Annotated in this window: 25 protein-coding genes and 3 pseudogenes; 12 read left to right on the forward strand and 16 right to left on the reverse strand. The window is 63.6% G+C overall.

Going from position 1 to position 23,486, the window contains the following annotated elements:
* Positions 1-66 precede the first annotated feature (66 nt).
* The 4 genes from ASF58_RS25915 to ASF58_RS27510 form a co-directional block, all read right to left on the reverse strand.
* A complete protein-coding gene (locus tag ASF58_RS25915; protein WP_156375703.1) occupies positions 67-243 on the reverse strand; it encodes a hypothetical protein in 177 nt (58 codons plus the stop codon).
* The gene (locus ASF58_RS15440; RefSeq protein ID WP_055954187.1) at positions 234-1,163 is read right to left on the reverse strand and encodes a toprim domain-containing protein; all 930 of its coding nucleotides are present in this window, start codon (positions 1,161-1,163) and stop codon (positions 234-236) included. Before ASF58_RS15440 ends, ASF58_RS25915 begins: the two co-directional genes overlap by 10 nt.
* Positions 1,154-1,597, reverse strand: a complete 444-nt coding sequence (locus ASF58_RS15445; protein ID WP_055954190.1) for a hypothetical protein — start codon at positions 1,595-1,597, stop codon at positions 1,154-1,156. Before ASF58_RS15445 ends, ASF58_RS15440 begins: the two co-directional genes overlap by 10 nt.
* A 304-nt stretch (positions 1,598-1,901) precedes the next feature.
* Complete coding sequence (locus tag ASF58_RS27510) at positions 1,902-2,159, reverse strand: helix-turn-helix domain-containing protein (protein ID WP_156375704.1); 258 nt, start codon at positions 2,157-2,159, stop codon at positions 1,902-1,904.
* A gap of 125 nt (positions 2,160-2,284) precedes the next feature.
* Here ASF58_RS27510 and ASF58_RS25920 point away from each other — a divergent pair, with 125 nt between their 5' ends.
* The 5 genes from ASF58_RS25920 to ASF58_RS15470 all read left to right on the forward strand — a co-directional run bounded on the left by ASF58_RS25920 (position 2,285) and on the right by ASF58_RS15470 (position 10,567).
* Positions 2,285-2,863, forward strand: coding sequence for a hypothetical protein (locus ASF58_RS25920; RefSeq protein WP_156375705.1), 579 nt, complete (start codon positions 2,285-2,287; stop codon positions 2,861-2,863).
* A 376-nt stretch (positions 2,864-3,239) separates the two neighbouring features.
* Entirely contained in the window at positions 3,240-3,782 is a 543-nt protein-coding gene (locus tag ASF58_RS15455; protein ID WP_156375706.1) for a GNAT family protein, read from the forward strand.
* The gene (locus ASF58_RS15460) at positions 3,782-4,693 is read left to right on the forward strand and encodes a hypothetical protein (RefSeq protein ID WP_055954199.1); all 912 of its coding nucleotides are present in this window, start codon (positions 3,782-3,784) and stop codon (positions 4,691-4,693) included. Before ASF58_RS15455 ends, ASF58_RS15460 begins: the two co-directional genes overlap by 1 nt.
* A 9-nt stretch (positions 4,694-4,702) precedes the next feature.
* Positions 4,703-7,060 carry a hypothetical protein gene (locus tag ASF58_RS15465; protein ID WP_055954202.1) on the forward strand — a complete coding sequence of 786 codons (2,358 nt, stop codon included), beginning with the start codon at positions 4,703-4,705 and terminating at the stop codon, positions 7,058-7,060.
* A complete protein-coding gene (locus ASF58_RS15470) occupies positions 7,061-10,567 on the forward strand; it encodes a hypothetical protein (RefSeq protein ID WP_055954205.1) in 3,507 nt (1,168 codons plus the stop codon).
* On the opposite strand, the gene ASF58_RS15475 is transcribed toward ASF58_RS15470, so the two are convergent.
* From ASF58_RS15475 to ASF58_RS27225, 4 genes and pseudogenes are all read right to left on the reverse strand, one after another.
* Positions 10,564-10,938 (reverse strand): hypothetical protein, encoded by a 375-nt coding sequence (locus ASF58_RS15475; RefSeq protein ID WP_055954208.1) that lies wholly within the window; start codon positions 10,936-10,938, stop codon positions 10,564-10,566. The two genes, ASF58_RS15470 and ASF58_RS15475, sit on opposite strands and share 4 nt — an antisense overlap.
* Positions 10,939-12,886: 1,948 nt before the next feature.
* The coding region (locus tag ASF58_RS15485) for a flagellin (RefSeq protein ID WP_280137547.1) at positions 12,887-13,163 on the reverse strand (277 nt) is incomplete at its 5' end.
* Between the two features lie 52 nt (positions 13,164-13,215).
* Positions 13,216-13,734: pseudogene (locus tag ASF58_RS27220) on the reverse strand (flagellin); the annotation flags it as partial.
* A gap of 1,284 nt (positions 13,735-15,018) precedes the next feature.
* Positions 15,019-15,318 (reverse strand): annotated as a pseudogene (locus ASF58_RS27225) (flagellar protein); the annotation flags it as partial.
* A 219-nt stretch (positions 15,319-15,537) separates the two neighbouring features.
* Here ASF58_RS27225 and ASF58_RS15500 point away from each other — a divergent pair.
* On the forward strand, positions 15,538-15,945 hold the full coding sequence (locus tag ASF58_RS15500) for a flagellar biosynthesis repressor FlbT (RefSeq protein ID WP_055954220.1): 408 nt from the start codon (positions 15,538-15,540) through the stop codon (positions 15,943-15,945).
* A 121-nt stretch (positions 15,946-16,066) separates the two neighbouring features.
* Here the strand turns inward: ASF58_RS15500 and ASF58_RS15505 are convergent, their stop codons facing one another.
* The 5 genes from ASF58_RS15505 to ASF58_RS15525 form a co-directional block, all read right to left on the reverse strand.
* Positions 16,067-16,288, reverse strand: coding sequence for a hypothetical protein (locus ASF58_RS15505; protein WP_055954224.1), 222 nt, complete (start codon positions 16,286-16,288; stop codon positions 16,067-16,069).
* Positions 16,289-17,289: 1,001 nt separating this feature from the next.
* The gene (locus tag ASF58_RS15510; RefSeq protein ID WP_055954226.1) at positions 17,290-17,958 is read right to left on the reverse strand and encodes a Fic family protein; all 669 of its coding nucleotides are present in this window, start codon (positions 17,956-17,958) and stop codon (positions 17,290-17,292) included.
* On the reverse strand, positions 17,939-18,130 hold the full coding sequence (locus tag ASF58_RS15515) for a hypothetical protein (protein ID WP_055954228.1): 192 nt from the start codon (positions 18,128-18,130) through the stop codon (positions 17,939-17,941). Before ASF58_RS15515 ends, ASF58_RS15510 begins: the two co-directional genes overlap by 20 nt.
* Positions 18,131-18,425: 295 nt before the next feature.
* The gene (locus ASF58_RS15520) at positions 18,426-18,893 is read right to left on the reverse strand and encodes a MucR family transcriptional regulator (RefSeq protein ID WP_055954231.1); all 468 of its coding nucleotides are present in this window, start codon (positions 18,891-18,893) and stop codon (positions 18,426-18,428) included.
* Between the two features lie 102 nt (positions 18,894-18,995).
* On the reverse strand, positions 18,996-19,259 hold the full coding sequence (locus tag ASF58_RS15525; protein ID WP_055954234.1) for a hypothetical protein: 264 nt from the start codon (positions 19,257-19,259) through the stop codon (positions 18,996-18,998).
* A gap of 44 nt (positions 19,260-19,303) precedes the next feature.
* Between ASF58_RS15525 and ASF58_RS27230 the strand changes: the two are divergent.
* A pseudogene (locus ASF58_RS27230) lies at positions 19,304-19,435 on the forward strand (IS1595 family transposase); the annotation flags it as partial.
* Between the two features lie 29 nt (positions 19,436-19,464).
* On the opposite strand, the gene ASF58_RS25925 reads toward ASF58_RS27230, so the two are convergent.
* Positions 19,465-20,154: a hypothetical protein gene (locus tag ASF58_RS25925; RefSeq protein ID WP_156375707.1), complete on the reverse strand. Its 690-nt coding sequence runs from the start codon at positions 20,152-20,154 to the stop codon at positions 19,465-19,467.
* Between the two features lie 33 nt (positions 20,155-20,187).
* Here ASF58_RS25925 and ASF58_RS25930 point away from each other — a divergent pair, with 33 nt between their 5' ends.
* On the forward strand, positions 20,188-20,439 hold the full coding sequence (locus tag ASF58_RS25930) for a hypothetical protein (protein ID WP_156375708.1): 252 nt from the start codon (positions 20,188-20,190) through the stop codon (positions 20,437-20,439).
* Positions 20,440-21,055: 616 nt separating this feature from the next.
* Here the strand turns inward: ASF58_RS25930 and ASF58_RS15535 are convergent.
* Positions 21,056-21,493, reverse strand: a complete 438-nt coding sequence (locus ASF58_RS15535) for a hypothetical protein (protein WP_055954240.1) — start codon at positions 21,491-21,493, stop codon at positions 21,056-21,058.
* 13 nt (positions 21,494-21,506) lie between these two features.
* Positions 21,507-21,752 carry a helix-turn-helix domain-containing protein gene (locus ASF58_RS25075; protein WP_082513098.1) on the reverse strand — a complete coding sequence of 82 codons (246 nt, stop codon included), beginning with the start codon at positions 21,750-21,752 and terminating at the stop codon, positions 21,507-21,509.
* A 111-nt stretch (positions 21,753-21,863) separates the two neighbouring features.
* On the opposite strand from ASF58_RS25075, the gene ASF58_RS15540 reads away from it, so the two are divergent.
* From ASF58_RS15540 to ASF58_RS15555, 4 genes are all read left to right on the forward strand, one after another.
* Positions 21,864-22,214 (forward strand): hypothetical protein, encoded by a 351-nt coding sequence (locus ASF58_RS15540; RefSeq protein ID WP_055954243.1) that lies wholly within the window; start codon positions 21,864-21,866, stop codon positions 22,212-22,214.
* Positions 22,215-22,271: 57 nt separating this feature from the next.
* A complete protein-coding gene (locus tag ASF58_RS15545; RefSeq protein WP_055954246.1) occupies positions 22,272-22,469 on the forward strand; it encodes a helix-turn-helix domain-containing protein in 198 nt (65 codons plus the stop codon).
* Positions 22,466-22,933, forward strand: a complete 468-nt coding sequence (locus tag ASF58_RS15550; protein WP_055954248.1) for a hypothetical protein — start codon at positions 22,466-22,468, stop codon at positions 22,931-22,933. The genes ASF58_RS15545 and ASF58_RS15550 overlap by 4 nt, the downstream gene beginning before the upstream one ends.
* Before the next feature lie 67 nt (positions 22,934-23,000).
* Positions 23,001-23,441, forward strand: a complete 441-nt coding sequence (locus ASF58_RS15555; RefSeq protein ID WP_055954251.1) for a hypothetical protein — start codon at positions 23,001-23,003, stop codon at positions 23,439-23,441.
* The last annotated feature ends 45 nt before the right edge of the window (positions 23,442-23,486 follow it).

Raw genomic sequence — 23,486 nt, forward strand, 5'->3', positions numbered from 1 at the left:
GCCCGTCGTCTACGAGCAGGAGACCCGGCCGCACCCGTCACCTGAGACCCTGCTCAGCCAAGCCCCCTAACCGTCCACAGAAACGGGGCAATCCCAATGTAGGATCGGAAACCGAGCGCGCTGCTTCGGCTTGGGGCGCTCCTGGTCGATCCGGTCGAACCCAGCCGCCTCGTCGTCGTAGATGGGCGCGAAGGGGCGGCGGTCCATGTGGTCGCCGGGATCAAAGCCATTGCTCAACGCCATGTGGTCGCGCCTCCCTTCACCACGTCGTTGAGGTCGTTGCCGATCTTCGGGGTGATGATGTCCACGGATCGGCTGGCGCGATGCCAGCGGGTGCCTACCTCGCTGCAGGCGCGGTCACTGGCGCCACCGTCCCCAAGTTCGCCGAGGAGGGTCAGGGTCTCGATCCCGTCGAGGACCGGGAAGGCGGCGACGTTTGCGGTGGAGCCGAGAGCCCAAGTCGGTCGGATGCCGAGCTGGCGGGCAGCAAGGCATGTCTCGATGCCCTCGCCGATGGCCAAGCCGGTAGAAACCGTATCCTCGGCATCCAGCATGACCGCCGCACCGGTTGCGGTGCCAAGCATCTTACGGCCGACCTTCACCCCATCAGGGGTCAGGGCGGTGCGATGGATGCCGATGATGTCGCCGGTTCGGACACATCGGAGCGCTGCCACCATGGCCGGCGCGGTCATGCCCTCTCCAAATGGGCACCGGGAGTGGAAGCGCAGCACATCGCCTGCGATCTCCTCGGGAAGGTCCAGGCAGCGGGAGCGCAGATAGGTCTCAACGATGGTGCCGAGCGGGGTGCGCGCCTCCTCCCAGATCCGCCCAGCGGCCTTCTGGCGGCGAATGATGTCGGCGCGCTCCCGTGCCTCGGCCTGCTGCCGGGCCTTGGCACGACGAGCTTCCTCGGCCGGATCAACGGGGCGGTCCTGGCGCCACCGATCCAGGGCCATGCCGAGCGCATCGGCCACGTAGTCCCGGCAGGCGCGGAAATCATCGCCTGCATGGGAGTGGACAATGAAGCCATCGGGGGAGCCTGCGGACAGGCGCACCGAAAGGCTTCGGTCCTTCGCGGAATGGTTCGGGCCGGGCGCGAGCACCTGGTTGCCGACGACCTTCCCCCGCAACACGCGGGCGATTTCAGTCAGGCTTACGCGCATGTGCGACCGTCCTCCTTCTCAAGGCGGTCGGTGATGTCCGCCAGCCAATCGGCTTGCGGCACCGTCAGCTCGCGCCCATGCGTGGCTATGGTCCAGATGAAGTTGCGTTCGCGCCGGCTCAGGCGGCCTCGGTCGTTGTCCCGGCAGTAGCGAGCCATTTGCCGGTGATCGGCGGTCTGCTTCTCGGTGAAGACCCAGGCGTGCCGCCGCTGCGGGCGGTAGGCTGGGGGCTGGCCCGCACGATACGGGCTCAGATTGGCGAGTGGGCTTGCCGGGGTGCTGATCGCATCGGCCAGCGCGTGAAAGTCCAGGCCGGCGCCGGCGAGGGTCCGGCCGATGGCACGGCAGGCGCCGAGGGCTTCCCCGTCCGTGTCACTACCGAGCACGGGGACGAGGAGCCGAACGCGCGAGGGGATGAGGGATCTCGCGTTCATCGTGCGAGCCCTCCCCATTCCTCACGGAAGCCGTAGGCGTTAGCCGCAATGACGGCGGCGACCTCAGGGCCAACCCTGAACCGGGTCTGCACCCGCCGGGCACGAAGCTCGTCGGGGTGCGGGCCCTCAAGGGCCGGCATCGGAACCGCGGATTGAGATTGATTGCGGGGCTTCGGAAGCTTATATGAAGGCACAGCTTTTGACCTATTCGGCCCTGCGCGAGTGACCCTCGTTGCGGGGCCGATTTTTTTCGCTTCAGGGCTGTTTGCAGAGCCGGCGGGCCGGGGCTCGCCAGCGGCGAGCGTCAGGCGGCGGCCTGCTCAGAGCAGATGCCGAGTAGCCGTTTCAGAGGAGCAGTCGGGACGCGCCATTGGCCCCCGACTTTGAAGGACGGGATGTCTCCCGCCTCTCTAGCTTTGTAGGCGGCGTTCCGCCCGATCCCGAGCAAGAGCCCGGCCGTGACTACGTCGACGGTGGGGTGGGAGAGAGCGCCGTGGATATCAATGCCAGATCCGCCCGCTCGCAGCGCCGTATCTGTGTTCGAAGGAGATTGCAGGGTCATCGCGCCTCGCAGACGGTTAATGCCACGACGGGACTTACGAAACCCATAAGGCAGCGGTAGTCACCTCTTGTCAAGCGGATACGTTCTCGATATCAGGTACGAATTAGTACGTTGAGGGACGACCGATGACCGATGAAGCGCCAAGCCCAAAAAAAGGCGGTAGACCTGCGAAGTACCCTGGCGAAGGCAAGCGCCCGACCGTCACGTTCCGCTGCCGGAACGCACTTCAGGACAAACTCCAGGCATCGGCAAAGGACAGTGAGCGGTCTCTGAGCGAAGAAATTGAACGCCGGCTAGAGCAAAGCTTTGACGCCCGCGAAACTGTGGAAACCATCACTCGGGAATTGGCAGTTTCCTCTGTCGATCGCGTTTTCGAGAGCCTCTATCGCGATGCTGGGGGCGGCGAAAACTTTTTCACGGGCATCCAATTTGCGCGAACCTTGGCGCATACGCAGCAAGAGGCTGATGGCATTTTCGCGGGCGAAGATGAGTGGTTTAGGAACTCACACAAACTCCGCTATGTGAAGGAAGAGGCCGCAAAGCAGATCCCGTTTCTCATTGATATGCTGGTCAAGCGCCTTGACCCTGACGCCCCGAAGGCACTCTCCAGCTTGTGGGAATTGGGTGCCGTTTTTCGAGAGCCGCAGTCTCAGCCCCCCTCGCTCGGCAAAGAAAATCCTGGCTCCATAAGTGACGATGACTAGCCATTCCGTCAACGCATAGATAAACCGTCAGATTACATCAGCATAAGGTATGATCTGTCATAGTCAAAACCGGAACGATACCGCTCTATTGACTTGGGTATGCACGCAGTTCGCAAGACAAATTGGCAGAGATGTGGGTAGATGATTTCAGGCATCACCTTCGGGGTACTCTGCACATGCGCTGCAAGCTTCCTGCGCACCTTTATATCCGGGTAGATCGAGACTTGCGGTTGGCCCTTCGTGAGGGCGCCGAAGCGGCTGGGGTGAACGTCTCAGCTTTCGCCCGTCATGCCCTTCGCTCGGCGTTGCGGCCCCGCTCTTCCTCTGATCCTGACGGCGGCCCGTCGCCTTCGGCTCCCTCGATGCAGGCGGCGGCGTGATGGAGTACGCCCCGACCCAGGCCGAGCTTGCCGCACGTATCGGCGAGATTTGGACCGCTCCCGAGGACGGCAAAGCGATCGTGAAGTTCGCGCCGCCGGATCTGGCGACGGTGCAAGGCTACTGCCTGGAGGCCGTAGGCCATTTCGCGGCGAACGATGCGCGGTGGGTCTCTGTGATCGGCGCGGATCGGGACCGCGGCCTGATCTTCGTCTTGAACAACTTCACGCTCAACGGTGACGCGGAGCTGATGCCCCTCGGACACCTGGGGCTCTTGAACCGGGATGCCCGCGGGCTCCTCTGCTGGTGGGCCTTCAACGTCATCGGCCTGCGGCGGATCACGGTTCGCATCCGCGGACGCGATCAGCGCCTTCAAGAGTTCGCCCGGCGCCTCGGCCTTCGTCATGAGGGCACACAGCGCAAGTTCTACGGCCCCGCCGAGGATTGCAGCCTCTGGGGCATCACCCACGACGAAGCGCGGCTCCTCCTCAAGCGGGAGCCTGCCGCCGCTCCTGCGCCCTCCAACGCACAGGTGCACTGATGGGGCTCTTTTCAGCGATCACGGGGGATGCATCCCTTAGCGCCTATAACAAGAACAAGCAGGCCATCGGCGCAACGCAGAACCTTAGCGGTGATGCTCTCACGCAGGGGTATGCCAACGCGCAAAGTCTGCTCGGCACGGGCAATGGGTCCGGCGGCAACGCGCTCCAGGCTCTCGGCGCCGGGTATGGCCAAAGCCGGAACGACCTCACGGGCCAGTACGGGCAGACGCAAAGCTTCCTCGGCCAGATCGGGGACGTGTATGGCGGCCTGACCAAGAGCGGGCAGCAGGCCACGGATGCGCGGTCCGATGCGCTCGGGCTGAACGGCGCGGAGGGCAATGCCCGCGCTTCCCAAGCCTTCCAGGGGTCTCTTGGGTACGGCGCCGGCCTCGACGAAGGGCTAGACGCGGTGATGCGCACGGCCTCGGCGCGGGGCAACCTCTCGGGCGGAAACACCTCGCGGGACCTCTTCAACTACGCGGCCGACTATCAGAACAAGCAGGCAGGCAACTACATCAACAACCTGTCGACGGCAGGCACAAACTACGCGACCGGTGCTGCCGGGACAGCGGCCGGGCTCGGGCTTCAGGGTGCCGCCTCCCAGTCTCTCGGGTCGGGCCTCTCCAGTTTGGCGCAGAGCTTCGGCCAGAACTCAGCGGGGCTCTACGGGACGGCCTCCGGCCAACAGGCACAGTTCGGGCAGGGGGTGGCGGGCGTCCAGCAGAACGCCGGCAACGCCTTGGTTCAGAACAACTCGGCTCTCGCGGCCAGTCAGAACCAAGCCTCCTCCAACTTCCTCGGTGGCCTTCTTGGGCTCGGGCAGCTCGCGGCGAGCCCAGTCGGCCAGAACGGGGCGACCGGCACGGCCGGCGGGTCGCTGATCACCAGCCTCGCCAACATCTTCAAGTAGGGGGCGCGCATGTCGAGCGGCATCAACTTCGGCCTTCCCGCCACGGATCTCGGTGGCGGTCTCGCGGGGATCGGCCGGCTGCTGGCCCTCAGCTCCGAACAAGAGCGCAAGCGGGCACTCTCAGGTCAGGTCGGCTCGGCGATCCAGAGCGGCGACTATGCCGGGGCGGCCAAGGCGGCGTTCGATGCCGGCGACGCCGACACGGGTCTGGGCTTGGTGAAACTCGGCCAGGCGTTCAAGAAACAGGAGCTTGAGCAAAAGGCGAGCGAGGATTTCGCGCAGGGGCTCGGCGGCATGTTCGGCCAGTCAGCCGGCGGGGCAATGGGAGCCTTGAACCCGTCTGGCGGCGGATCTCCCACCCCAACGCGAGGCGGGGCCGTTTCCTTCGGGGACAGTGCCGGGCCATCGAGCGGCTACCTTGCGAGCCTAATGACCCGTGAGGCCAACAACAACCCGACCGCTCGTAATCCGAACAGCACGGCGACCGGCCTCGGACAGTTCACGGAAGGCACGTGGACCGACTTGGCACGGCGCCGGCCGGAGCTCGGCTTGACCCCAGGCGGTCGGACGGACCCCGACCAGGCGCGGCGCGCAACTGCGGCGTTCACGCAGGAGAACGAAGGACTGCTGGCCAAGGTCGGGCTGCCGGTCACGGACGTGACGCGCTACGCGATGCACTTCCTTGGCAAGCGAGGTGGCGTCCAATTCCTCAAGGGGGCGGAGGGCAACCCGGATACGCCAGCCTCGTCCTACGCTGACCCCTCTGCGGTAGCGGCCAACCGGACGGTGTTCTTCAACCGCAATGGCACACCCAAGACGGCCCGCGACGTCCTCGGGGATTTCAGCCGCAGTTTCGCCGGGCGCAGCGGTGGGGGCGGTGCTCCTGCTCGCACCCAGGTCGCCTATGCGGACGATGAAGCCCAGACGCAGGCACTTGAGCAACGGATGGGGATGACGCCCCCCAGTATGGGCACGCAGACCGCGCAGGCCGACATGCCGGCGCCGGGCGCACAGGAGGCAGCGTTCTACATCCCTGGCACCGAACCCGGTGTTCCGGCCCGGTCGCCCTTCGGAGGCAACCAGCGCGCTCCAGATCTCGACCGCAGCTCCATCGGCAACGCGGCACGGGCTCGGGCGATGCCTACGACGCCTGACACAGGCGCTGGCGTCCCGGCTCCGACATCGTTCGGCGGCGGAGCGGATGGCGCGCCGGTAATGACCCTGCCCGGCGAGGGGCCTGCTCCTGGAAGCGCACCGGTTCAGGTCGCGGACGCTGGCGGATCGGTCGGCAACATCCCGGCTGCCCAGATCGCGCAGTCTCCTCTCGGACAGCGCATCCCCTTCCTGCTCAAGGCGGCGGGGGCGGCCAACCTGCCCGACCATCAACGGCAGTTGGCTCAATCGCTGCTGAAACAGGCCCTCGATGAAAGCAGGGTGCCCGACGCGCAGAAGGACTACCTGCTCGCTCGGTCTCAAGGCTTCTCGGGCTCGTACCTCGACTACCAGCGCGAGCTGAAGCGCCCCGGCGGCCCAACCGTCTTGAAGCCAGGCGACACGGTGTACGACGAGCGCAGCAACAGCGCCCGCTACTCGGTGCCCGAGCGGAGCCGCAGCAACGTCACGGAGGATGTCGAGGCACGTCGCGCCACGGCGGCCGAGAACGGCCTTGTCTCCGGATCGCCTGCCTATCAATCCTACGTGCTCACGGGGAAGATGCCCCGCGAGGATGCGCAGCCGCTCACGGCCGGCGACAAGAAAGCCATCCAGGAAGCCGACACGGCGGTTCTTGGGGCGCAGTCCACCATCGAGATGCTGGGGCAGGCCAAGAAGCTGTCGAAGCAGGCTTACGAGGGACCAACGGCGGGGTTCCGAGGGGCCGCGACCAGCTTGTTCGGTAACGAGGCCGGCGTCGCGACCCAGGACCTCGACAACCTCGTCACGACCCAGGCGCTGCAGAACCTCAAGAGCATCTTCGGCGGCAACCCGACCGAAGGCGAGCGGGCGATCCTGCTCGATATCCAGGGTTCAAGCTCCAAACCCGATGTGGTTCGGCAGCGGATCTATGATCGGGCCATCGGCCTCGCGAACCTTCGGCTGCAACAGAACCAGGAGAAGGCCGCCGAGCTACGTGGGCAGACCTACTACAAGCCGGGCTCCGGTCCTCGGGGGCAGGGGGACGCCATGCGCGCTTCGCCTCCCTCACGGGAAGCCCCCTCGGGCTCTGCGGGCCAGGCTCGGGCCTTGCCGGCACCTTCCCAGGCCAACCGACCGAACGCCGTCGCAGCCCCGGATCGGTTTCAGCAGCTTATGGGCTCCGGCCTCTCGAAACAGCAGGCTTACGAGCGGCTTCAGCAGGAGGGCTATTGAATGGCCGGCGGTGTGTTCGACCCTGCGGAGTTCGCGGCCTTCAAGTCCGGCGCTCCTGCGCCCTCTCAGGCGCCCCAGGCGGGCGCCGGGGGCGGGGGCTTCGATCCTGGGGAGTTCGCGAGCTTCAAGGCCAGCCGGGGCGCTGGCGGGGGCTCTCGCGCAACCTCAGAGCCGAACCCCTTTCGCGAGGAAGGGGGCGCCGCGTCCTTTGATGAGCGGTTCGGATCGGGGCGGATGGCGCGGACGGCTGACACGTCGTCGGGGCTGGGCGAGGGAATGCGGCGGGTTGCCGATGAACGCCTCGTCGGTAAGCCTGACGCCTCGACCCCCTTCCTTGCGGCGCTCTACAGGGGCGGCAACGCGGCGGGCCTGAACCTCCCTCGGAACGCCGCGGCCGGGATTGCGACGGGCCTTGGGGCGCTCGGCGTGCCTAGATACGGTGATCGGTCCTTCTCTCAGAACTACGAGCGAGCCGGCGAGCAAGAGGAAGCTTTCGCCCGACAGGCGCCGAAATCGGCCCTGGCTGGCACGGTGGGTGGTATCGTCGGTGGCGCGGTCGTTCTTCCGGGCTTCAGAGCCGCGGAGGGGGCTGGCCTCGCGGCTCGCACGAGTTGGAACGCCGCTACGGGGGCGGCCTACGGTGGTGCCGCGGAAGCCTTCGACAAGAAGACGCTAGGTGACACGGCGGCTGGGGCTGCGATCGGCGGCGTTGCCGGCGGTGTCGGCGGCTTAGCTCTTGAAGGGGTGGCGAAGGTTATCGGCTCGTTCCGGTCGGCGCGGGTGCCCTTCCGTGATGAGACCGGGCAGCTGACCGAACAGGCGTATAGCGCCCTGCGTGGCGCCGGCATCGACCCGGCGGAAATCACGCCCGAGCTTGAACAGCGGATCATGGCGAGTTTCAGCGCCAAGGGGCCGTCAGAGGGCGCGGCGCGCGAGGCGCTGGCAGCCGAACAGGGCATCACGCTGTCCCGGGCGCAGGCGACGCGCGATCCCCAGGCTATCGCGATGGAGCAAGGCGCCCTTGCCGGTCGGCAGGGTGGCCGGGCGCAGGAGATCGGGCAGAGCTTCACGGATCAACAAACGGCCGAGATCGGCGCAGCCCGTGGCCGGCTTCAGTCGATGGCGGCCGGCAGCAACCCCCTGGTGGAAAATCCACAAGCGGCCTTTGAGGCGGTCGCGGATCGGACGCGCGGCGCCTCGGACCAGTTCACCCGCCGGGCCTCTGCGGCTCAGCAGGCGCAGGACGACGCCTTGCGGGCCGTGCGAGGCGATGTCCCGCCGGATGCCCTCGACGGTGCTCGGGCTGCGGTCCAGGGCGTGAGGGAGGCTGCGGAACAGTCGCGTGGGGCCTATCGCGGTGCATACGACGAGGTGGCGCAGATCCCGGGCACCTTCGCGCCTGGCGCCCTTGATGATGTCGGAGCCAAGGTGACGAAGTCTCTCGGGCCAACGGTCCCGGTTGATCCGGTGCTGACCCCGGCGGCGGCCCGTGCCCTCTCGGACCTCAACAACCTTCCTGGCATCCTCGGGCTGCGGGAAGGCGAAACGCCGACGCTCCAGCAGGTCGAACAGGTCCGCAAGCGGTTCGGCGCCTACTACGGCGGGACGGCGCAGAACCCGACCGACCGGCGCGCCCTCGGGGCCGTGCGGGAAGCCTTCGACCAGCGCATCGAAGACCTGATGAGCATCGGCCAGTTTGGGCAGCGCCAGCCGGCCCGTGCCCCCGCGGCCGATGACTTCCCGGGCCTGCCTGGGGGTGCCCCTGACGCGGCGATGCCGGCCAATGCCATCCTTGCCCCTCAGCCTCGGCAGGGCGAACCGGAAAGCCTCCTGCGCTACCTCACGCGCGAGGGCATCCCGTTGGACGATGAGGCACGGGCAGCAGACCTGAACCGGCTTTACACGCCCGGCCGGGGCATCCTGGCCCGCCGCAACGCTCCGACCTGGGATCAGCTTCGCACCCGCTTGGTGGATGAGGGCTTTTTCCATCCTGACGAAATGGACGCGGCGTCATCGCGCGACGTGGCCGACAAGGTGCGAGAGTTGATCCAGGCCGAGCGGATCGGCGGGCGGAAAACCTACCGCATCGAGGACGAGGGGCGAGCCGGTAGCACGCGGCGCGTCACTGATCGGGTCGCGGACGAGAACGGCGACAACCTTGTGCAGGTCGATCGCCAAGCCCGACGCATCGAAATTGATATGGAAGGGTACGGCCTGCGGCCCCAGGATCTCGACCGGGGCGCCCTGCGCGAGGCCGCCGAGGCGATGGTGCGGGGTGAGGCTGACGACGCAGCAACTGCCTATGACCGGGCGGTGTCCCGTCGCGGTGCTGATGCTGGCGAGCCTGCCGCGGCGCCTCGATCCCTAGGCGACGACGTGCCGTTCCCTGAACTTGGGGAGGGCTTCACCCCTCAAGACCCGCGCTCCACGTCCCTGCCGATCGGGGACACGGCGCCGGCTGAGGCCATACGGCGGGCTCGGGGGCTGTTCCGTGATTACAAGCAGGCTTTCGCCCCTCGCGGTCCCGGGGACGTAGCCGGGCAACGGCTGCAGAAGATCGTTGAACGGGATGCCTCGCCCAATGACGCCATAACCGCCCTCTTCGGCACGACGACGGGCCGGATCTCGGGCGGGCAGTTGCAAACCCTCGATCGGCTTCGGGCGGCGGTGGGAGACAACAGCCCGGCATGGTCGGCGGTGCAACAGTCCATCGTGACCCGGTACGTTGGCGGCGAGGGGCGCGACCTGGGCCGGCGCCTCGACTACCTGCTGAGGGGCGAGGGGCGCGATCTGGCGACCCGCTTCCTCTCCTCGGATCAGCGTATCGGCCTCGCGCGGCTGCGGGCCTCGCTGACGCAGACCGAACAAGCGCACCAGGCGGTGCCCGCTTGGGTCGAAAACCTCGAACGCTCTGGGTTCGATCCGAACGCCATCGGAGCAAGCCTGTTCGGCTCGGGCATTCCTGGCGCCCGCGTCGGTGCCGTGAACGAAGCGCGGGCGGCCAAGGGCTTTCTAGGCGAGGCAAGCCCTGAGTGGGCGGGCCTGCGCCAAGCGGCGGTCCAGCGGCTCACGGACGAGGCGCAGACGGCGAAAAAGACCGTTGAGCGCATCCGGGGGTTCACGGACGGTCCCGGCTCCGGGGTGGCGCGCGAGCTATTCAACGAAACCGAACTCGCCAACCTTCGGCGGTTCGCTAACGCTCTGAACGCGACGATCCTCCCGAACGGGCAGCCTCGGCCGGACAGTGGCCGGGCGCTTGGGGCGGTGGCTAAGGCGTTCGATCTGATCGCGGGCGCGGTGGCCTTCAAGGCTGGAGGACTTGGGGCGGCAGGGGCGGCCTACGGGGCACGGGATGCCGGCCGGCGGGTCCTAACAAGCGGTGTCGGGGCCTCTCGGGCTCGGCAGTCCTTTGAGGGCGGGGCGCCTGCCCTGCGGGCTCTTTCACGGCCTCTCGAAACCAGCCGTTACGCCTCGGGGGCTGGTCTCGCAGTTGGGGACGCGCGCTAGCTGGCGAACACGCCCGCAACCATGATGCCGGCGAGGAACACGGCGGCGACCATAGCGAATGCGCGGTTTGCCTTTGGCTGGCCGCGCGAGAAGATGAAGGCGTGCAACAGGGCGTAGACGATCGCCCCGCCCATAGCCTGCGCCCCTAGGGCGACCATGAACAGGTCAAAGCCCCCCGCAAGCGGGCGATGCCGGGAAAAGTAGATGAAGGCTGCAAGCGCCCCAAGGTATGCGAGCATCCCGAGAACTAACGACCACGGCGGCTCGCCCTCGCGCTTCTCGATCTGCGTCCCTTTCCACGCGAGGGCGAACAGGAAAACGTTGAGGATCGTTGCGGCCGCAATCGGCGGGTAGAGCGTCGTTAGGGTCAACCGCTCTTCTCCTCGAGGCCACGGTCAAGATGGCGCCGCGATGCAGTCGGTGCAATGCAGGGGAGGAGACCAGACTTCGCCCGGCTCTATCAGAACGAAGAAGCGTTTTTTGCTCCCTCGCTCGCTCTATCTCGGACGACGTAGCTTCGGGGCGGTCTTTCGGGGCTCGTCAGGAGGCATGTCCCGAGGGGTAAGGGCTTCCTCTGCTAGCCCAGAAAGGGTGTCTGCGCACGGCAAGGGGCTCGCCACAGAACCAGCGACAGCCTTTTCATTTTCGGCCCCCCGTTAGTACTACACAGCCCTAACGCTAGTGAGCGATTGGAAAGGGTTTTGCCTAACACAAGTGGTCATAGTCCTAACGCCTGTAGAGCAATCCCTAACGATAGGGCGACTGCACACTTGCGTTAGGAGTTAGCCTACATTCGTTAGGACGTGGCCCCCTTCTGTTAGGCCCCTGCTTCGAGGCCGTTAACCCGGCAACTCGCCATGCTGTCGCGACAACGTTCCGGCAACTCGCCGGCCCCCCTTACCCCTGGTTGGGTCCGGCCTATGATGCGCGCGAGGGGATCTATCTGTTGTTCGTTCTATCGGCCAGCCGAATGCCTCCGGTGCATAGCTGCGCCGGCCCTGCCGCTCTGAAAGGGACCAGAGATCGCGCTACCAATGGGCAAAACTCTGCCGCTTCGGCAGCCTCTTGACCGGTTCTGCTGGTCTCGTTGTCCCCAGAGTTACCACCCTATCCGTGGGGTGCTTCGTTTTGCACCCTATGCCCTCTGGCTGCACGGCGGGCTCGGCCAGCGTTAGGCGTGGGGGCTGAAGCCGGGCGCCACGTCGAACCCAGGCTTGCCACTCGCGGCTGATGATGCGGACGAGGTTCGGGCTGTTTTTCCGTCCCTCGTGCCGGCGCTCCTGGATCGTCAGCAGCCCGTCGCCCTCGGCAAGGCGGATCGCCCCCTGGGCCAGGCGCCGGCAGACACCGGCTCGGGCCGCGATAGCGTCGATGCAGAGGCCGCAGACGCCCTTAGCCGCGACCTCGTCCCCGATAATGCGCAGGACGGCCCTCTGGCCCTCCGTGAACCGTGCAGCGATCTGAGGTGGTAAGGGACCCGAACAGGCCAACAGGCGCCTCCGCTCCCGGGAGGCGGCCCGATCAGGGCTCCTGACGCTTCTACGCGGCGGGAACACGCTCGCACGTCCTACCGGGATGCCGATCGGTTGGATGCCCTCGCGGATCGCGCTACGGCGACCGTGGAGCCGTTCGGCGAGGATCTGGGCCTCGTGGTCGCCCAAGGCGCCGGCCCCATGCCCCTGCCAAAGCTGGCGGGATAGCTCGTCCATCTGCGCGAGCGTTCGCGCACCTTCGATCGCGGCCTGCATGGCGGCGTGAAACATCGGTCCCGGTCCCTGCTCGGGCCGCGGCAAAGCAGGAGGAGCGGCAAGTGCCGTCCCCGTCAAAAGGCAAAGCGCCATCGTCTCGGGAAGCGATCCCGATTGACACCTGAGCGGTGTTGTGGCTGATGAGGGGAAGCAGCGGCCCTCAAAAGCCCCACGATTTCGACGGCCCTACCCTTGCCGGGGTGGGGCCGTTGGCGTTTTGGGCTTAGGTCTTTCTCGCGGCGCTAATCCCTGATGGTTGTTGGCTCACGACTCGTCTCAAAGGGCGAGAGCAGCCAGACATGCCATGTCGGCTGGCAGGCATGGTTAAGTCAACGGTAGGGAAGTCCGAAGCGCCGATTACGCGCCGTACCGCTATCACGTAGGTGCACATGCTCGGGCGTCTGCAAGCGGGATCGTGTCTTGCTCGGGCTGGGCTTCGTGGAAGCCTTCCCGGAGCCTCCGACATGGCGGATCAAGGATCGCTCGACCCACGGCTTCTTGTAAGCCTCAACCCAAGCGAAAACGGCCGGGGTTTCCCCCGGCCGCTCTTTAGTCGTTGAAGCTAGTCCGCTTAGCGGAGGAGCTGCAGGATGCCCTGCTGCGCCGTGTTGGCGAGCGAGAGGGCCGAGATGCCGATCGACTGACGGGTCGACAGGGCCTGCGAGTTGGCGGCTTCCTCATTGAGGTCCGCGTTCGTCAGGTTGGCCGCACCGGTGTCGAGGATGTTGATCAGGTTCTTCGAGAAGTCCTGACGGTTCTGCACGATCGACAGGTTCGATCCGAAGGTCGAGGACTGGGCGCGAAGCTGGCTGGTGGCGGTCGTGACTGCGCGGCTCACGCGGTCACCGNGAAGCGTCGGCGAACGCGTCCGGCACCGTCGATGAATTCAAGGGCTCGCCCTTAGCGGAGGAGCTGCAGGATGCCCTGCTGCGCCGTGTTGGCGAGCGAGAGGGCCGAGATGCCGATCGACTGACGGGTCGACAGGGCCTGCGAGTTGGCGGCTTCCTCATTGAGGTCCGCGTTCGTCAAGTTGGCCGAGCCGGTGTCGAGGATGTTGATTAGGTTCTTCGAGAAGTCCTGCCGGTTCTGCACCACCGAGAGGTTGGAGCCGAAGGTAGAAGCCTGAGCACGAAGCTGGCTGGTCGCCGACGTGATTGAGGTGAGAGCCTTATTAATCTCGTCGTCGGACTGGAAGTCGCCCGTCACAGAATTAAGCCCAAGACCGTCAGCATCGATTTTCGTGCCAGCGATGCTGAGTGACGACGAGCCCGTCTCGTTAAAAGTCACCTTCAGAGAGTTTTCGGCCGGATCAGTACCAGAGCGATAGAGCAGGTTGATGCCATTGTAGCTAGCATCCTTGGCAAGCTGCGTGATCTGCTCACGCAGATCATTGAACTGCTTGGCCAGAGACTGACGGGTCGTATTGACAGCACCGCCATTGACTGCATCAGAACCGATAGAAGCAGTGTAAGAGGTCGCGGCCGTTCCACTGCCTACCGTCGTAGCCTGAGCCGCAGCAGTGGTACCAAAACCAAGATTTACGCTATTGACGCTCGCGACGTTCGTCACAAGGAAACCAGCCGGCGAGTCGGCACCAAAGTTCGTGGAACCAATTTCGAGCTTACCAGCCGAAGTCAGTGTCGCAGTTGCCGCGATACCCTGATCGCTGATTTGCTTCTTGATAGCGGCAAGTACGTTATCTTTAGAGGCGCTAAGTCCAAGCTTGTTAGTACCGTCATAGAGCGTGTCAGCGGTAATCTTGATCGTTTTCGTAGTAGTACCGTCATTGATAGTGAAGCTGGCTGCGGCATCCAATGCGCCGCCCTTCGTTCCAGTATCCAATGCAGCCGCCGTACCGAAGCCGAGGTTGGGCGCGCCATTGCTCGCGATATTGTCAACCTTGATAGCCCCGGAGCCTGATCCCTTAGCAGTCGAACTGAAAACTAGAGTATCAGAATTAGCACCGCCGAGTGACGCTGTTACAGCAGAATTGCCCTCGGACAACTGCTTCTGAATAGCAAGAAGAACGTCAGCTCTTGCAGCGCTCGTGCCGAGAGCTGTAGAACCAGCAGAAATAGTGTCTTTATTGATAGTAACCGTAGTCTCTTTGCCGTTCTCGTCTGTTACCTTAAAACTAGCATCGAGAGTACCGGCAGCTCCCAAGGTAGTAGTTGCACCAAGAGCAGCGCCTGCGGTCACCGTTCTTGCGGTCCCAGTCAGGTCAAGAGTTGCTGCGAGCGCGGCGCCAGCGGTCGCATGAGCTGCAACTGCCGAAGTATCTTTGCCGAAACCAATATCGTTCGTCGACCCGGCCGAGTACTTCACACCTACCTTCGAGTTCGCGCCACTTGCAGTAGTCGCAAGATTAATACGACCGTCTGCTCCGACCGATGCGGTCAACTTACCCTTCAAGGATGTATTATTGGAGATTTGGTTGTTGATGACGGTGACGACGTCTTGGGCTTTCACATTCGTCAGATCGGACGAGACGTTACCCAGCGTCGACTTATCGAGCTGAATGTGAGCCGAGGTGGTGCCGCCATCAAGAGAAAGGTCGAAAGACGCATCACCACCAGTCGAGAAATCCTGCGTACCAGTGGCAACGCCGCCAGCCTTGTTAGCAGTGCTCGTCCCCTGGTAGCTCGTACCTGCGGTCAGCGTCGCGACCGTTGCCGCAGACCCGCCAGAGGAAGTGCTCTTATCAGCAAGAGCCTGGTTGGCGGTGGACTTGGCCGAGTCGACCAGCTTCTGGATCGAGGTGATGCCCTGGTTGGCAGCCTGGATGGTCTGGACGCCGTTGGAGATGCCGTTGAGGAGCTGGCCCAGATCGCCCGAGCGGCCCGAAAGCGCCTGCGAGGTGAAGAAGCTCGTCGGGTCGTCGAGGGCCGAGTTGACCTTCTTACCCGTAGAAAGGCGGTTCTGAGTGGTGGTCAAAAGGTCCGCCGTGCCCTGCAGTGAGAGCAGGTTCTGCCGGGTAGCAGCGGTAAGGGTGATGCCAGACATCGAGTTTGATCCTTTGGATCGAAAAACCCTCTAATTTCGAAGGCACGTCACTTGGGGGCTCGACTCCCTAATTGCTGATTAAATCAATCCGCCAAGTTGCCATCACCTAAGGCGTTTTGGCTGTATGGTTAATCAATCATTAACTCACCCGACATATGGGAATTCGAGAAACAATGCGCCGAGAGGGCATGATCGGCTAACTCAAAAGGAGTTTAAGCAGTGGCATTAAAGCTGACGATCAGACCTGGTGAGACGGTCTACATCAATGGCGCGGAGATCTGTAACGCCGGCTCTGGCGTCAGCCTCGTCATCAAGAACCACTGCCGCATCCTGCGCGAAAGCGAGATGATCCGCGAAAGTGAGGCTACGTCGCCCTGTTCTAAGATGGTTTTTGCGCTTCAGCAGATCGTGCTGAAAGAGAACCCCTTCGAGGAGCTGAACGAGCTTTCTCGGTTGGCCGTCCAGATCTTGCAGGCCATGCCGAGCGCGGCACCCCAAATTCTGGAGATCCAGCAGCTCCTCAGCGAAAAGAAGACGCACGTCGCGTTCAAGAAGGGCAAGGCCTTGATGGTTCTTGAGGCCGAGTGCTTCCGCGAAGCTGCGGCCGGTCGCACAACGATGGGCTGATCCGCTCTCTTGGTAGTTCGGGCGCTACGGTAGATCCGGCCGACTTGAACGCTGTCGTCGGTCGCCACGTAATCGCGCCACGCATCCCGGCGATCCGGCCACGTTCGCGCCCATATAATCGTCAAGGCTTGCTGCCCTTCCCGAACTGCCAGAGCGAAACGCCGCCCGTGGGCTTACCGGGCGTATTTCGATAAAAGGTCGTGTTGGCGAACCGCATCCGGGTTTCAGTGATCGCGGACACCGGCTCGGCCCCGATTATCAAGGCGCCGCAGTAGTCAGGACGGATCGTCCCGGCCTCGGGGTGAACCCCGAACAGGCCCAACGTCGTCCAGCCGAGCCGCACCGCCTCGTCGACCCATCAATCTAGGAAGGTGACGGCGTTCTCATGGGTCGCGGCCCAATTCGCGCCCGTAAGGCCAGGGCAAGGCGACACGTTGGGGCGAAGGTCTAGGAAGGCTTTGCGCCAAAGGGCGGGATCGGCAGGGACGAGCTTCGGTTTCGGTGAGGCTGACATGGGGGCCGGCGGCTGTTGCAGGGCCGGACGGAATAGGGGAGGTGCCTTGCCCGAGCTAGGGGGGGCAAGCGGCCCTGACATCATGGCTCCCGGCCTATCAGAGGCATTCGTACCTGCGATACAGCCTCTCCAGATCGCTCGGCTTGCCGCCGCTCTCGCGCCACTGCGCGCGGGCATGTTGGCGTGCAGAGATGCGCTGGCAATCCTGCCGTGCTTTGCTTTCGTGGCTGGCCTGGATGTATGCCGGGGTGCCTTTGATACGTTCGTAGGCTTGCCTCTTAGCGAGTAGGCACTTCTCTCGGTAATCCGGGTAAAGAGCGACCCGTACTTGCGGAGAGTATTTGTTCAGAATTTCTGCGATGCGGGCTAGTTTGAAGCCCTCTGAGCGCAGCTTGTGGGCTCTGGTCCACCATGCAGGCCAAGGGATTTCGCCCGGGACGGGCGTAGGAGGCCGGTAAGGCAGCTTCCGGTTCCGGGGTTGCGTGAAGATCCCCAGCCGATGGCGCTTGCTCTGGCAGCTGCTGGGAGTTCGGCTTGGAACGGGTTGGCCAGCCTTGAGAAGAGCAATCTCCGCCTCGCTCCAGCGCCAATGAGGCCCGACACGTTGGCCAGCGATAGCGCGGCGCCGATCCATCGGCATCCTCCTGCCCGAAGCAGCCCCCGCCGCCCGATCTGCTCACGGGCTGGCGGGGTTGGGTCGTCCATCTCACGCTGAGCCGGGTACGCAACTTGGCTCGGCGGCAAGATGACAAGGGGCGGTTAGCTGGGCGTCAACCGCATACCTTCTCCCATGTCCCGTTTTCGCCGTGCGAGCTACGGAAGCGGACCATCTATCCAGGCATCTGCCCGCCGGCCTGCTCAAAGAACTGCGCGAGTTGGTTCGCTAGGAAGGCGCCTAGCAGTTGCTCCATCTTCGATAGGTCCAGACGGCCGTCTATCCATGCGGCATCGGCCGCATCAAGGGCCTCGAAGTAGGGCTTCCGGTTATCTACGATCTGATCCGGTATCGTAGGTGTTCCAATCAACTCTGCTTTCATGCGGGTAGACAGAACAACATACGATGTAATGCGGGACGTTCGGCCGTTCCCATCCGCGAACGGGTGAACCCAATTGAGCCGCCACATCACGTAGGCTGCCAGATGGAGTGCGGTCGCATCCCAGTGGGCGTTCACGTAATCGCACATCTCCTCGATTAACTCGGGGACAAGATGCGCTCCGGGCGGTTCATGCTTGCTGCCGCCGATTTCAACGCCGCCGGGCCTGTAGTTGCCCGCATATAGGCTGATGCCCTTTAGCGCCTCGCGGTGAAGTGAAAGAATGAGCGACGGCCGCAGTCGGAATTCGCCCCCCCGGTCGAGGGCAGTCCGTACGGCTGCAATGCCAGCGTCGAACTGGCGGAGGCCGTTGCGCGCTTCGGCCTCCGCACGTTCTTGCGCATCGGTGATGAGATCGGGTTCGAGCGCGCGGCTATCGCGCTTCTCAGGCCCCCCGGTGCTCATCCTGCTCCTTTGCGAGCTTGTCCGCCTGCCGATCCACCATCTCGCGGGTGATAAGCCGGTTCTCAAAATGCGTATTGCCGTAGGCGAAGCTCCGACGCTGCTCCTCTCGATGCTCGGGGGAGGGCTGGACGTGGCGGGCAGCCTCAACGAGCTTTTTCAGTGCGTCTGTCATGGCCTTACCTCAATGCTTCCTGTGCCCCATCTCGCGAGCCGGCTTAGGCTGTGACAATGCGAGGGCGCAGACGCTACAACTCCGCACCCTGCGCATCGTAGCCCTCCTTCCGGACTTATGGACAGGCAATTTGTGATACGCGCCTTTGAAGTTCGGAACTGTGTCGGATGTTCCTCACTCGGATAAGGCTGTGATCACGCCGCCTCAAGCCATCGCCGCAGGTTCGCAGCAGCACCTCGATGGAAGCCGAACTGGCATCGCGACCCCGTGTAAGCCGCGATGCGAATAATTGAGCTTACGCGGTCTTCTTACGACCCTTGGCCTTTGGCTGCTCGTCTTCGCTGCGATCGGCTACCCGACCGAGACCGATGGACTTCGCCAGAGCCGAACGCTGGGCGGCATAATCCGGGGCGACCATCGGGTAGTCGGCCGGCAAGCCGTAGCGCTGACGGTAGCTCTGCGGGTCAAGTCCATGGCCGGTCAGGTGGCGCTTCATGGTCTTGTAGGTCTTGCCGTCTAGGAAGCTGACGATGCCGCTCGGCGTCACCGACTTGCGGATCTGGGCCGGCGTTGGCTTCTCGATCTCGGCCTCTGGTGCGGCTTGGACTGTCCCGTTGGCAAGCCCCACGAGAGCGGCATGGATGCCTTGGATCAGGGTCGGCAGTTCGGAGACTGGAGTGGAGTTGTTCGACACATACGCGGAGACGATCTCGCCTGCGAGGTCGACGAAGTTGGTGGTCTGATTTTCTGTGTTCTCTGACATGCTGCTATTCGGTTGTGGTGCCCCCACGCGGTGGCAATCGTACATTCAGCGCCGGTCTTCAAGTAACGTTCTTGGATTTCATGGGGAGCGTCAAAACGCGCCTCATACGAAGTCTGCCCACGAGTCCACTTCTACCGGTTCACTCAAGGCATCGAACGCGGCATCGAGGCGACGAAGGTCCCAGATCACGCAGGCATCGATCTTGAACGGCTGCGGCATGCGTCCGTCCCTCACGCACGCGTCGAACTTCGTGGTGCTGATGCCGACGTAGCGCGCGGCCTCCTCGCGTCGTAGGCCACGCCTAGGAACGACCTCCAGCCTGATCAGCGTATCGGCTTCGTCCCGTCCCTGCTTCGTCCTCGGCATGGTGGCCCATCCTTTTTCATAGACAGGTCAAATGTGGCCAGCCTCATGCGAAGCACGCACCGTTTTGGAAGGAGGACAACCGTCGCCTCCCGAACGGCGAGGCGTTCACGCGGACGATTGGCCTAACGATGGTTTCGCCTGTCAGCCGGACGTGGAAGGGGTACTGGCAGCGCTAAGCGTTTTTAAGCCTACCAGTCAACGGTGACTATATTGATGGCCAAAGACCGGCAATGTTCTGGCACTCAGCCGCGATATCTTTCATTCTCTGAGAAGTAGATTTAACTCCCTTGAATACTTTTGAGCATCCGACGTCAATAACCTGACAATACGGCGCATGTACCAACTCTTCATCATTACATAACGATTTTTTGCAGTACTCCTGCACAACAGCAGACACATATCCGGCCGCATCTTCCGTCAAAGGGTGAGTCTTGGAGAAATGAAGCTTAATAGCTCCAATGAAGGTTTTGCCCTTTGGCCCTTGCCCACGCAATATAATTTCCGGTCTTACGCTAATCATAACGTTCCAATACGTTAGAGGTGGCGCATTTTGGTGTCCCGGAACAACGTCTGCTCCAAGTAAGTCAATATCATCCAACATCTCAGAAAATCTATCAATTGCGTCAATGTTCGAATTGATGCGACGGGCCGTACCTACTTTTTCTGTGTTTACCTGAGATAGCGAGTTTCTTTGGTTGGTCAGGCAAGTCGGATCGATTGCGCCTCCACACAAGTATTTTGCAACCGCATCTTCAGCCTCTCGATGGTATGCTCCAAGTTTAAATTCTGGGTCAGGATATTTCCTGTCTGCTAAAATCTTACGTTGCCTAGCGGCTTTGCTTTCCATGTACTCAGCAAGTTTGTTTACAGAAATGCTCGCCTGTGCTAACATCATAAATCTCTAATGTTCCAAAATAGGAGAAGCGCTGTGTCAACGCTTCAGGTTGTCGCCACCCTTTCGAATGACGAGTCGCTTTGCATCGGAGAGATTACACAGGCGGAGGCTGAAACGGCTATGGAAATCGAGCCGTCGTTTGATGGCTTCGGGCTGTATCTGATGACTGTCAGCAAAAATAATCCTAAAAGCCCTGCAACAGTGCTTGCAAAATTCTGCTCAGAGGAAGCGGCTCTTACAGTTGCCCGTTTCCTCAGGACTTACGGACATTTGGAGGCAGCCTAAAAAATCTGTGGATTGCTCGATACTGGAGGGCTGGGTTGGCCGGCTCAAACACACGCCGTTTGGTGGCCTAGTGCACTCCACACCTGCCTCGCCTGCGTCCGCTCCCCCTCCACCATCCGGCTCGCGCGCATCTCGCTAAGAGATGCCATCCGCCATCGGGTTTTTCTCTCCGTCTGCAGGCGGCTCGGGCTCAGCAGGCGGACGCACTTCGTACCCTGCTAGAAAGGCTCGTAGATCCTTCCCGACCTGCGAGTAGCTCCATTGATCTACCCATCCGGAGCTGTGCCCGTGCCGAGCCTTCACCCAGTCGAAGAACATGTCGTGTGGGACGAGAAACCATAGTCGCGGCTTGTGGGGCGTGTAGGAGAGATCTGGGAACAGCATCCAGAGGCCGCGCCGGGCGTATCGCTTCCAATCCACCAACGGGCGAGACTTGAGCTGTACGCCGAGCAACGCTCCACTTTGCAGCCGAAGCACCAGATCCTCGCCCTCTATGTCGGCTTCTGGTCGGTACACACGGTACCCGCAACGGATCAGGAGCGCGGTAGCTTCGGCGCGGTTTGCGGCTTCAGTAACGGCTTGAGAAAACCGATCCATCTGATCCTCGCCGATCAGTTCAGGCCGTAGACGGGTCCATGGCGCTTGAAGCGGTAGGATCACCCAGTCGGCTCCACGCCTCAAGGTACGCCGACAATGCGTAGGCTTTCGGCTGAAGCCAGTAGGACACCTTCCCGGCATCGTTCACACCCCGATGCGCTCCAGTTCTCACCTCATCCAGGGTCAGGACGTAGCAGGACGGCAAGGCGGTGTTCGCGTTGGTCGTGACGACCCACCAGGGTGAGCGCAGCGTCTCCAGGCTCCCACCGAGCGGCACAGGGACCTTCTTGGACAACGCCTTGGACTGGATCGGGAGGACGATCTTCTCGTCCGAACTGGCAGCGTAGAGGTCCGCACCTCGCGCGTTCCGCACAGTCGGCATCACGTGCCAGCCTCGCCGGGAGAGTTCCCGAGCCACGTGGTAGAGGCCGGCGTTCCCGGTCAGCTGGTGGCTCACGACCTATCCTCGCCTACTCGGTCGCAACCTTCCTCTCACGAAACCGGATGCCGGCCCCTCCCCCGTTCTCGGGGATGAACTCAAGGCCGGCGGCTTCCAAGGCTTGAGCGATAACAACGAGTGTTGCGCTTCGTGGGGTACCGCTCTCGCCCTCGAACTGACGAACCGTGACGACCCCGACGCCTGCAGCCTTAGCAAGGTCTGCCTGGGTCCAATTCAGGAGGCCTCGCGCGGCCCGGCATTGTGATGGCGAAATCATACGGCAGATATGATTGATCCATCGAAAAACGACAAGACCGTCTAAAAGGACTTGATCCGTCTAAATCTGTCACTTATAGATAGATCCATCGAAAAACGACGGATCTCTCCAATGTCCCTCAACCGCTCGATCTCCTGGACCGCCGCCACCCGCACCATGCGGCAGGACCGCACGTTCGTTGCTCCGGCTGCCAACCTGGCCGAGCGTATCGCTCGCGAGGAAGCTCGCAAGGCCGGCATCCGCGTCTACAGCGAAGCGAAGGCTGCTCTCGCCACTGCCAAGGCCCGCCCCCTCTTCACAGCTGCCGGCTTCGATCGCAGCGCCATCATGCTCCTGGCGAACGCCATCGTTCGCGAGCAGCGGGCCGCCGTCCTTGGCCGCTCCTACCGCGGCCTGATCGGCAAGGCCCTGACCCAGGCTTGGGCTGCTGCCAAGACCGCCCGCCTCGCCGCTGCACATTGAGGCCAAGCCATGAGACCGAGAAGCAACGTCGACCTACTCACCCGCAGGGAGGGAAACATGCCGCCGATCGCGTACCGCCCCAAGGATGCTGCTGCCGCGCTGGGTGTCAGCAAGTCCACGATCTACCAGATGATCGCAGAGGGGAAGTTGGAGGCCCGCAAGATCGGGTCGGCCACGGTGATCTCTCATATCGAGCTGGTCCGCCTTCTCAATGAAGCACCTCTGACGCCCGCTGCCGAGGCGGCCCGCAAATGACCTTCCACGCTGTGACCCGCCGCGGCCTGTTCGGCGGCGCCATCCTTCTCGGTCCCCTCCTCCGCACGGGCATGGCAACGCCGCCCGACCCGATGCTGGCTGCGATCCGTCTCGCGGAAGCTGCCGACACGGCACACCGCGCGGCCGGGCTCCTTTCGGCCTCCCGCATGGCCGGCGGCGTCCTGACCCCGGAATGGCGGGCTGAGCGGATCTCCACGGCTAAGGCCCGGTTCGTCGCCCGCCTCACCCTTCACGGCATGACCCCGACCACTCGCGACGCAGCTGCCGCCCTCGTCCGGTACTACAGCGAGCGCGTGAGCCACGCGCACCCCACGGGCGCCCACGGGGCCAGACGCGCCGCCCTGCGCCGCCTGCGCGAGGTCTTCGCCCGTCCCGGTGCCTATCCGCTGGATCGCACCGCCTGGGCTTCCCTGTCGCCCTCGCTGCCCATCCCGGCGGACTGATCGGCGCCCAAACGGGACCCACCCCCTTTCAACCTTCCTGACCACCCCAAGCCCCGGAGCTCCGGTTATGGCAACGACCCCACACGCCCACGTCATCGAACACGTCCCGTTTCACGCTGACCCCATCCTGGCCGCGATCGACCACCACGACGAGGCTTGGTCCGTCTGGCAGTCCGCCTCTGACGCCTTGGTGGCGCGGCGTCACGTCGAAATGGAAGGCGCCTTGGCTCGCCTACTGGCGACGCCCTGCGCCACGCAGTTCGGCGCCCTCGCCCTCCTCCGTCATCTGCGCTGGCACATCCAGCACGACGGCATCACGGATGCGGCGGTGCTCGACCGCGCCGCGGATCTGGCGCTGTACCTGCGCCTCGACTTCCCGGCGGCCGAACCTGCCCGTGCGCGTCTCGCGCCAGCCCTGCGCCTCCTGTGCGGCCTCGGGGAGGCGGTTGCCGCTCTGTCCCTGATCTGCGGCGGCCTCCTCGTCATCGGCGTCGCCACGCTGGTCTGATCCCTATCCACCTACGTCTCAATGGACCTACGGCGCTACGGCGCT

It is taken from the genome of Methylobacterium sp. Leaf125 (genome assembly GCF_001423085.1).
Taxonomy (GTDB): Bacteria; Pseudomonadota; Alphaproteobacteria; order Rhizobiales; family Beijerinckiaceae; genus Methylobacterium.

Coding starts and splice junctions, on each gene's coding strand:
- ASF58_RS15460 (WP_055954199.1), top strand. CDS start 3,782: ATGGGGCTCTTTTCAGCGATCACGGGGGATGCATCCCTTAGCGCCTAT.
- ASF58_RS15545 (WP_055954246.1), top strand. CDS start 22,272: ATGCCGCCGATCGCGTACCGCCCCAAGGATGCTGCTGCCGCGCTGGGT.
- ASF58_RS15510 (WP_055954226.1), bottom strand. CDS start 17,958: ATGAGCACCGGGGGGCCTGAGAAGCGCGATAGCCGCGCGCTCGAACCC.
- ASF58_RS15520 (WP_055954231.1), bottom strand. CDS start 18,893: ATGTCAGAGAACACAGAAAATCAGACCACCAACTTCGTCGACCTCGCA.
- ASF58_RS25915 (WP_156375703.1), bottom strand. CDS start 243: ATGGCGTTGAGCAATGGCTTTGATCCCGGCGACCACATGGACCGCCGC.
- ASF58_RS15555 (WP_055954251.1), top strand. CDS start 23,001: ATGGCAACGACCCCACACGCCCACGTCATCGAACACGTCCCGTTTCAC.
- ASF58_RS15540 (WP_055954243.1), top strand. CDS start 21,864: ATGTCCCTCAACCGCTCGATCTCCTGGACCGCCGCCACCCGCACCATG.
- ASF58_RS15525 (WP_055954234.1), bottom strand. CDS start 19,259: ATGCCGAGGACGAAGCAGGGACGGGACGAAGCCGATACGCTGATCAGG.
- ASF58_RS25920 (WP_156375705.1), top strand. CDS start 2,285: ATGACCGATGAAGCGCCAAGCCCAAAAAAAGGCGGTAGACCTGCGAAG.
- ASF58_RS27510 (WP_156375704.1), bottom strand. CDS start 2,159: ATGACCCTGCAATCTCCTTCGAACACAGATACGGCGCTGCGAGCGGGC.
- ASF58_RS15550 (WP_055954248.1), top strand. CDS start 22,466: ATGACCTTCCACGCTGTGACCCGCCGCGGCCTGTTCGGCGGCGCCATC.
- ASF58_RS25925 (WP_156375707.1), bottom strand. CDS start 20,154: ATGATGTTAGCACAGGCGAGCATTTCTGTAAACAAACTTGCTGAGTAC.
- ASF58_RS15465 (WP_055954202.1), top strand. CDS start 4,703: ATGTCGAGCGGCATCAACTTCGGCCTTCCCGCCACGGATCTCGGTGGC.
- ASF58_RS15515 (WP_055954228.1), bottom strand. CDS start 18,130: ATGACAGACGCACTGAAAAAGCTCGTTGAGGCTGCCCGCCACGTCCAG.
- ASF58_RS15445 (WP_055954190.1), bottom strand. CDS start 1,597: ATGAACGCGAGATCCCTCATCCCCTCGCGCGTTCGGCTCCTCGTCCCC.
- ASF58_RS15440 (WP_055954187.1), bottom strand. CDS start 1,163: ATGCGCGTAAGCCTGACTGAAATCGCCCGCGTGTTGCGGGGGAAGGTC.
- ASF58_RS15470 (WP_055954205.1), top strand. CDS start 7,061: ATGGCCGGCGGTGTGTTCGACCCTGCGGAGTTCGCGGCCTTCAAGTCC.
- ASF58_RS25075 (WP_082513098.1), bottom strand. CDS start 21,752: ATGATTTCGCCATCACAATGCCGGGCCGCGCGAGGCCTCCTGAATTGG.